This is a genomic window from Candidatus Paceibacterota bacterium, assembly GCA_028714275.1.
In the GTDB taxonomy this organism is placed as follows: domain Bacteria; phylum Patescibacteriota; class Minisyncoccia; order Phycocordibacterales; family CAINVO01; genus CAINVO01.
Map to the genome: position 1 here is coordinate 1 of JAQTMP010000036.1, position 8,219 is coordinate 8,219.

General features: G+C 43.0%; 8 protein-coding genes. 7 read left to right on the forward strand and 1 reads right to left on the reverse strand.

Annotated elements, in window-relative coordinates; genetic code table 11:
• On the forward strand, positions 1 to 675 hold a 675-nt coding region (locus PHF79_03375; protein ID MDD5318827.1), incomplete at its 5' end, for an FtsW/RodA/SpoVE family cell cycle protein.
• A gap of 23 nt (positions 676 to 698) precedes the next feature.
• Positions 699 to 1,139, forward strand: coding sequence for a hypothetical protein (locus tag PHF79_03380; protein MDD5318828.1), 441 nt, complete (start codon positions 699 to 701; stop codon positions 1,137 to 1,139).
• A gap of 108 nt (positions 1,140 to 1,247) precedes the next feature.
• Here the strand turns inward: PHF79_03380 and PHF79_03385 are convergent, their stop codons facing one another.
• Positions 1,248 to 2,378: a glycosyltransferase gene (locus PHF79_03385; GenBank protein ID MDD5318829.1), complete on the reverse strand. Its 1,131-nt coding sequence runs from the start codon at positions 2,376 to 2,378 to the stop codon at positions 1,248 to 1,250.
• Positions 2,379 to 2,453: 75 nt separating this feature from the next.
• Here PHF79_03385 and PHF79_03390 point away from each other — a divergent pair, with 75 nt between their 5' ends.
• The 5 genes from PHF79_03390 (at position 2,454) to PHF79_03410 (ending at position 8,050) form a co-directional block, all read left to right on the forward strand.
• Positions 2,454 to 3,773 (forward strand): sugar transferase, encoded by a 1,320-nt coding sequence (locus tag PHF79_03390; protein MDD5318830.1) that lies wholly within the window; start codon positions 2,454 to 2,456, stop codon positions 3,771 to 3,773.
• A gap of 62 nt (positions 3,774 to 3,835) precedes the next feature.
• Complete coding sequence (gene secD / locus PHF79_03395; protein MDD5318831.1) at positions 3,836 to 5,158, forward strand: protein translocase subunit SecD; 1,323 nt, start codon at positions 3,836 to 3,838, stop codon at positions 5,156 to 5,158.
• A 33-nt stretch (positions 5,159 to 5,191) separates the two neighbouring features.
• Positions 5,192 to 6,085, forward strand: a complete 894-nt coding sequence (gene secF, locus PHF79_03400) for a protein translocase subunit SecF (GenBank protein ID MDD5318832.1) — start codon at positions 5,192 to 5,194, stop codon at positions 6,083 to 6,085.
• A 132-nt stretch (positions 6,086 to 6,217) separates the two neighbouring features.
• The gene (locus tag PHF79_03405; GenBank protein MDD5318833.1) at positions 6,218 to 7,276 is read left to right on the forward strand and encodes a hypothetical protein; all 1,059 of its coding nucleotides are present in this window, start codon (positions 6,218 to 6,220) and stop codon (positions 7,274 to 7,276) included.
• Between the two features lie 153 nt (positions 7,277 to 7,429).
• Positions 7,430 to 8,050 carry a YciC family protein gene (locus PHF79_03410; protein ID MDD5318834.1) on the forward strand — a complete coding sequence of 207 codons (621 nt, stop codon included), beginning with the start codon at positions 7,430 to 7,432 and terminating at the stop codon, positions 8,048 to 8,050.
• Positions 8,051 to 8,219 lie beyond the last annotated feature (169 nt).

Consider the following 8,219-nt stretch of genomic DNA (forward strand, 5'->3'; position numbering starts at 1 on the left):
GCCCTGCATCCCGACTTTGGTTCAGCGATTACTATTTTTGCTATCTGGCTGGGTATGGTGCTGGTGTCAGGCATTTCCAAAAAACATATCGCCATTGTCTTTTTGGTCGGGGCTGTGGCCTTTGCGGGCCTATGGGGTTTTGGTTTCAAGCAATATCAAAAAGATCGTATTCTCAACTTTATTCATCCGCTTTCAAATATTCAAGGGACTGGTTACAATGCTTACCAAGCGACAGTGACTGTAGGGTCAGGACAGCTGATAGGCAAGGGGATTGGCTATGGCACGCAGTCACGTCTGAAATTTTTACCTGAATATCAGACGGACTTTGTTTTTGCGGCTTTTGCCGAGGAGTGGGGTTTTATCGGGGTCTTTATTTTATTAATTCTTTTCGGCATTTTGATTTGGCGAATTTTGGCCAATGCCGTGCGGGGTGAGACCAATTTTGAAATTTTGTTTGGTGTCGGTCTGGCCATCTTTTTTATGACCCACCTCATCATCAATATTGGTATGAATGTAGGCCTATTGCCGGTGACGGGTATTCCGGTGCCGTTTATGAGCTATGGAGGTTCGCACTTGGTGACGGAGTGTCTCGGTATCGGTATTTTGATGAGCATGCGCAGGTATGCGAGGGCCACCCACAAGGATGTGATCAAGAATGAGTTTCATCCACTTTAATAAATAACTTATAATACTAAAATATGAGTTCTAACGAAAAAGATACTTATTTTGTGGCAGTAAAGGTTTTTCTTGAAAAAGATGGGAAGTTTTTAATTATGAAAGATAACTTCGGTGATTGGGATTTGCCCGGAGGGAGAATAAAAAAGGATGAATTTGAGGCACCGTTAGAAAATATTATTAATAGAAAAATGAATCAAGAGGTTGGTAACGAAGTTGAATATGAAATCGGCAAGCCCTTATTATTTTTAAGGCATGAGAGAGTGGAAGCGACGGAAGGTAGTCCTACAGTTAGAATATTTGCCATTGGTTATCCAGCTAATTACAAAAATGGAGAGATTAGGCTTTCCGAGCGCCACACTGAATTGCTCTGGGTCGACATCAAAACTTTTAAACCAGAGGACTATTTCAAAGGAGGCTGGCTTAAAGGAGTACAGGAATATTTAACTATCAAAAATTCTTAAAGAAAAAATAATCTCCTTTTTGGAGACCCCGCAGCCAAAGCGTTGGCGAGGATAAGGAAAATTTCAGTAGAAATTTTCCGTGTCTCCAAAAAGGAGATTATTTTTTCTTTACATTTTGTTATAGAGATTGAAAGTTCCTTCGATCATTTTTTCAAGACTAAAATCCTTGGCAATTTTTTCTTTCAGATTGGCACCAAGTGAGGCGAACATCTCTGGGTGGTCATCTAGGTAAAGTAGGGCGTTGCGGATTTCGTTGGGGCGGGCAGGGGCGACGAGAAGTCCGCTGACTAGATTTTCAATTACTTCAGGAATGCCGCCAACTTTGGTGGCGATGACGGGCAGGGAGGCGGCACCAGCTTCGAGGATGACGTATGGTAAGCCTTCTTTAACCGAGGGTAAAAGAAAAATATCAAAAGCTGGTAATAAACGCGCGGCATCCTTTTTATAGCCCGCCAAAAAAATACGATCACCGGTTTTGGTGTCCGTAATTAGTTTTTCTAGCTCAGCTCTTTTTTCTCCCTCGCCAATAATGACGTAGAGCAAATCATTTTTGATATATTCCGCGAGGCCTTGGACAGCATAAGGGAGGCCTTTGTTGTGATTGAGCTCAGCAATGGTACCAACAATTTTTTTCTTTGCCATTTTTTCATCCACTTTGATGCCAAGTTCTTGCAGAGCCTCTTCTTTTGAAAGTGTGGGCAAAGCTCTGATGCCAAGGGGTATGACGTGAAGCTTTTTGGCTGCACCAGGCCACTTGGCGACCATGGCCCGCTCTTTTTCTGAAAGCACTATCACACTATGGGAAAAAATAATCGTAAGCCAAGATAAAATTTTGATGATGAGAGTAGCGAATGTACCCCGAGGCTCTTTAAAAGCCCAACCATGCGCGGTGAAAATGATCTGAGGCACTCGACAGAATCTACCTGCAAGCGCTCCAAGCCCCCCGATTTTTGAACTATTGATATGGAGTACATCTGGTTTTTCGGCTCGGATTATTTTTATGAGACTAAAAAAAACGCCGAGGTCTTTTAAAAAAGAAACATCCCGCTCGGCTTTGGGAATAGAGATAGTCCGAATGCCGATTGCTTCGAGCTTTTCAGCTAGCTGACCATGTCCACCGAGGGCGACAACTCCCTCATTTTGGCCTTCATTTTGTTTGGAGAGAGAGGTGGCCAGGTCGTAAACATAGCGTTGGGCCCCTCCGAAATTGGATTTGGTGATGCAGTAGAGGATTTTCATGCGTTTTGAGTGGCGGGGGCGCGGCGCCCCCGCCACTATGAATTTGCTGTTTATAGGAGTATATTATTGCATATTATGACCGTGTTTAATAGAAAAGAGCCTTTTATCCTCCTTGTCGGGGATATTGCCGTATTGGTAGCTACCTTGTGGCTAGCCCTTTACCTCCGTTTTTTTACTGTCCCTTCGCATCAATATTTTCTTGACCACCTCGTGCCTTTTTCCTTGGTTTTTTTGGTCTGGATCTTGGTCTTTTTTATTGCTGGTCTGTATGAACGGCAGACTGTAGTTTTGCGTGGGCGCCTACCCTCATCTCTAGCTTTTGCCCACGTGGCCAACAGTATCATTGCCGTCCTGTTCTTTTATTTTATCCCTTATTTCGGCATTACTCCAAAAACCAATCTTTTTATTTACTTAGTCGTTTCGTTTGCAGGCATGGCTGTCTGGCGTCTAGTTCTCTACCCAATATTTTCGATTCGTAAATCCGACCGGGCCATTTTGATTGCGGGAGGCTATGAAGGTCGGGAAGTGGCGGACGAGCTAAAAGCTAACAATCGTCACGGCATCACCTTATCTTCATTTATCAATCTCGACGAAGCGGATCTTTCTTTGATTGGACAAACTGTCTCCCAGCTCGTCAAAGAGCAAAAAATATCGATTGTGATTATTGACTTGCACAGTGAAAAGATTGAAAAGGCATTGCCTCTTTTATATGGTTTGGTTTTTTCAAGTGTTCATTTTGTGGATTTCAATGATATTTATGAGGCTCTCTTTCGTCGCTTGCCAGAGTCTCTCATCAAGCACAACTGGTTTCTCGCCAATATGTCGCTCGAGTCGAGTATTGTGTATGATGCCTTGAAACGCCTGGTGGATTTTATGGCCGCCTTTATCATTGGCCTCGTTTCTTTAGTTTTCTATCCATTTGTTTTTATAGCTACAAAGCTATGTGATGGCGGGTCTATCTTTATTCATCAGTTTAGGATTGGAAAAAATAATCGTCCGATTAAAATTATTAAGTTTCGGACAATGCGCGATGGAATAGAAGTGACCAGTGTCGGTTCATTTCTTCGCAGGACTCGCATCGATGAGTTACCTCAGCTTTGGAACGTGGTCAAAGGGGACATCTCATTGATCGGTCCTCGCCCAGAGCTGCCTGAGCTAGTGAAAGTCTACGAAGAGCAAATCCCATACTATAGCGTCCGCCATCTGGTGACTCCAGGCCTTTCGGGCTGGGCTCAGATGTATCATCAGCAGCACCCTCATCATGCCGCCGATGTCGAAGAGACTCGCAACAAGCTTTCCTATGATCTTTATTACATTAAAAACCGCTCTTTTATGCTTGATATTATGATTGCTCTTAAGACAATCAAGACCTTGGTGACTTTTGTGGGGAAGTAGTTTTGTTTGCTTATTTCTCCAAAATAGCTATAATTGCCAGCACAACTTAAATATTTAATCCCATGCTAAAAACACGTGTTTTCGCCATCTTTCTGATTATCGTCGGTCTCGGCCTAGGTTATTTTGTCAACAGCAATAGCGCCAACGCCTCACACCCTTTCAAGCTCGGTCTTGATCTCAACGGCGGGACGCATCTTGTCTACCAGGCTGATGTCTCAAAAATAGCGGCCAGTGACGTAGATGGTGCCATGCAGTCTTTGCGGGATGTCATTGAAAACCGCATCAATGTTTTTGGGGTAGCGGAGCCTCTTGTCCAGACTGAAAAGGCCACTATTGGAGGTGTGCAAGTCAACAAGCTCATTGTCGAACTTCCGGGAGTGACCGATGTTAATAAAGCGATTGCCTTGATTGGCGCGACACCTACTCTGGATTTTCGGACTGAAAAGGCTAGCACCGCTTCGTCATCGGCTTTGGATACGGCCACTTCAAGCGAAGACATCGCTTCGCTTTTTGATGTCACTCCTTTGACCGGTCAATATCTTCAGCGAGCTACTCTTGAGTTTGATCAAAACAATCAGGCTATGGTGGGGCTCCAGTTCAACTCTGATGGCGCCAAACTTTTCGCGGATATTACCAAGGCCAATATTGGCAAACGGGTGGCCATCTTTCTCGACGGCAAACCTATCTCTATCCCAGTCGTCCAAAGCGTGATCACGAGCGGTCAGGCTCAGATCTCTGGAGGCAACATGACTCCTGATGAAGCCAAGACTTTAGTGCGCAATCTAAACTACGGCGCCTTGCCCGTACCTATTCAGCTCATCGGGACTCAGACTATTGGTGCTTCTCTCGGGGCGGATGCTTTAAATACTAGTGTCAAAGCCGGTCTGTGGGGTTTCCTTTTGGTCGCTCTCTTCTTGCTTCTTTGGTATCGTTTGCCTGGCTTGGTGGCCATTGTTTCTTTGGCTATGTATACAGCTATCAACCTGACTCTTTACAAACTCATCCCAGTGACTTTGACTTCAGCCGGTCTCGCCGGCTTTATTTTGTCTATCGGTATGGCAGTGGATGCCAATATTCTTATTTTCGAACGTATGAAAGAGGAATTGAAAAAAGGTCTGGCGCTCGAAGACGCCGTGCGTGAAGGTTTTGCTCGCGCTTGGCTTTCGATCCGCGATTCAAACCTTTCGTCTATTATTACGGCGATCATCCTGTACACTTTTGCCACCTCAGCTCTGATCAAAGGTTTTGCACTAGTCTTTTTGATCGGTGTGCTTGTCTCTATGTTTACCGCTATTACTGTATCCCGCACATTTTTGAAAGCCCTCGGTTTCAAAAAGAAGAATCGTTTCATTCACTTTATTTTTAGCAACGGTCTGGATAAATAGTCGGATAAATAATTAACAAATAATTTCACCACCATGTTTGTCGTCAAATACAGAAAAATCTTTTACACGCTCTCAGCCATTCTCGTCGCCTTTTCTTTCTTTGCCGTCTTTTTCTGGGGTCTCAACTTTGGCATTGATTTCAAAGGAGGGTCTATTATTGAGGTCAACTACACCACCGCCAGACCAGAGCTTTCTGTCATCAATCAGCAGCTCAGCACTCTTAACGTAGGGGAAGCAATCGTACGTCCAACAGGGGATACTGGTTTTATTGTCCGCACTCGCACTTTGACAGAGCCCGAACGTCTTCAAGTGCTTGATGTTTTGTCTCAAAAGGGGACCGACGGCATGGAAGTTAAGCGTTCTGATACAGTCGGACCGATTCTAGGGCAGGAGCTTCAAGGTAAAGCGGTCACATCCATTATTCTTGTGGTGATTGCGATTATTCTGTTTATCACTTTTGCTTTTCGAGGCGTTTCTAGGCCGATTTCTTCATGGAAATACGGAGTGGTGGCTATTATCGCTCTGGCTCACGACGTGATCATTCCGACTGGTATTTTTGCCTACCTTGGGCATCTGGGGGGCTATGAAATCGACGCCCTTTTCGTGACCGCCCTTTTGGTCATTCTTGGTTTCTCGGTGCACGATACTATTGTGGTGTTTGATCGTACTCGTGAAAATCTCAAACACGATCTCGGCCGCAAACCTTTTGATGAAATAGTGGGGGAGAGTATTTCCCAGACTTTCACTCGCTCGATCAACACTTCTTTGACTACCATTATCGCCCTGCTCGCCCTCTTTTTCTTTGGTCCCGAAGCCACTCACAACTTTGCGCTCGCCTTGATCATCGGTATCGCCACAGGTACCTACTCGTCTATCTTTATCGGCTCGCCACTGCTCGTCACATTACAAAAGTTCCAGAAGAAGTAGTTTGTAGCACGACCAGCACAAAACCCTCTCTGGAGCACGGATAAATCCTTGCTAGGATTTTCCTCGTGCTCGCTCCGTCGAGCTCGCAAGTCTCCATCGAGGGTTTTGTGCTGGTCGTGCTACAATTTGCTTATGGAATACTCCTATCCATTACTACGAAAAATATTAGAACACTATAAAAATGATAAAATAGATTTGTCAGAATATTTTTTATATAGCTGTCAACACTTACTTGCTCCACAGTCAGAGATGTATAAGATGTTTATTGAGTTTGGTTTTAGGCCTGAAAATATGGTTGCTTTAGGTAAAGCTTATTCCTCAAATAATGAAGTGGTTGAAGAGTTGAAAGGTTTAGGTATAAAGGCCATCCAACCTCAGTTTACGGGAAGAGCCTTTGATGTTGAACATACAAATAACTGTCAACTTATCTTTGAACAAGTATCTGATAAAAACAAAAATATTGTTTTAGACGATGGAGGGTATTTAATTGAGGCTTTAAAGAAAAAGAGTATTTACTTTGCTGTTGAACAAACCTCTTCTGGTTTCAGAAAACTGGAAGGATTAAAGCTAAATTTTCCAGTTTTTAATGTGGCCCGTTCAAAAACAAAACTAACTCAAGAAAGTCCAATCATTGGACGAATTATTTTTGAAAGAGTTAAAAAGTATATAAACGATAATAAGCTGGTCAAACCTAAAGTTACGATCATCGGTTTAGGTCCGATTGGCAATTCTTTGCTACAAATTTTTAGTGAGGAAAGCTTTAGCATTACCGGATTTGATCTTGAAACAAATAAAGAAGCCCTCTTGGCAAGTCTTAAAAGTGAGAAGCCTGATATTGTGATTGGTGCTACAGGTACGGTTTTGTTAAGTGTTTTAGACTTAGATAGTCTCAAGTGTGAACATGGCTATCATTTTATAAGCGCATCTTCATCAGACAGGGAGTTTCCAGTATCAGCGTTTAGAAAAGATGAAGGTGTACATGACGATGTCAGATATAAAAATTTTTATTTTGTAAATAATGGTTTCCCTATAACTTTCAAGGGCAATAAATATGAGGCCACTCCTGTTGAAATAGAAAAAACCATCGCATTATTGATGGGCTCAATTTTGACTGGAACAAGTAAAGGAATACCTAATCAAATGGGTATTGTAGATGTTCCTCAAGAACTAGAGGCTTTAATAAATCAATAGATTTTATAGGATAAACATTGTCACCACACCCCAAAATAAAGTCCTTTCCAGAGACTTGCGAGGCTCGACGGAGCGAGCACGAGGAAAATCCTAGCAAGGATTTATCCGTGCTCTGGGAAGGACTTTATTTTGGGGTGTGGTACAATATTTGTTATGAAAACCTTTTCAATTAAAGAAGCCCTCGGCTACGGTTGGGATACGACCATCAACAACATCGGCCTTGTCATTGGCATGTCTGTTTTTGTGTTGGCTTTAAAAATCCTCTCCAGCATTGTCCAGAGGATGAGTAATTTTGTAAGCCTGCCATATGTGGTGGCGTTTAGTTTTTGCAGTATTCTTTTGGCGATTATTTCGATTCTCGTTTCGATTGGTTTTATCAAAATTTTTCTCAGGATTTACGATGGAGAAAAGCCAAAGTTTCGAGAGATTTTCAATTATCAAAACCTCTTTTGGAAATTTATTGCCGGATCCATCATCTATGCTTTTGTGGTGGCTGTCGGTACAGTTTTTCTGATCATTCCAGGCATTATTTTTGCCATCGCCTTCGCTTTTACTACTATTGTCATTGTTGACAAAAATCTTGGTCCGATCAAAGCCATGAAAGAGAGTGCTCGGGTCACCAAAGGGGTACGCTGGAAATTATTGGGCTTTGGTCTTCTGCTTATTCTCATAAACATTGGCGGAGCCATTGCTTTTGGTATTGGTACCATCATCACTATGCCGCTTTCACTTTTCGGGGCTATCTTTGTCTATCGACATTTGGCTAGCCAATAGATTCTTGCTATTATCCGCTATTATCCACATATCCACACATTTTTCTATACCTCAGAGGGAGAATTTATGCTAAAATCCATAGCATATGCCCAACCTCCTCGACCTCCGTCCCAAGAAAGATCCTCAAGTCGTCTTCCTAGAGAAAGTGGTCTACCAAAAAAGGCTCTGG

What these genes read in the sequence shown, in the direction of transcription:
- PHF79_03410 (MDD5318834.1), top strand. Translation starts at nt 7,430, where the DNA reads ATGAAAACCTTTTCAATTAAAGAAGCCCTCGGCTACGGTTGGGATACG.
- PHF79_03390 (MDD5318830.1), top strand. Translation starts at nt 2,454, where the DNA reads ATGACCGTGTTTAATAGAAAAGAGCCTTTTATCCTCCTTGTCGGGGAT.
- PHF79_03405 (MDD5318833.1), top strand. Translation starts at nt 6,218, where the DNA reads ATGGAATACTCCTATCCATTACTACGAAAAATATTAGAACACTATAAA.
- PHF79_03380 (MDD5318828.1), top strand. Translation starts at nt 699, where the DNA reads ATGAGTTCTAACGAAAAAGATACTTATTTTGTGGCAGTAAAGGTTTTT.
- secF (MDD5318832.1), top strand. Translation starts at nt 5,192, where the DNA reads ATGTTTGTCGTCAAATACAGAAAAATCTTTTACACGCTCTCAGCCATT.
- secD (MDD5318831.1), top strand. Translation starts at nt 3,836, where the DNA reads ATGCTAAAAACACGTGTTTTCGCCATCTTTCTGATTATCGTCGGTCTC.
- PHF79_03385 (MDD5318829.1), bottom strand. Translation starts at nt 2,378, where the DNA reads ATGAAAATCCTCTACTGCATCACCAAATCCAATTTCGGAGGGGCCCAA.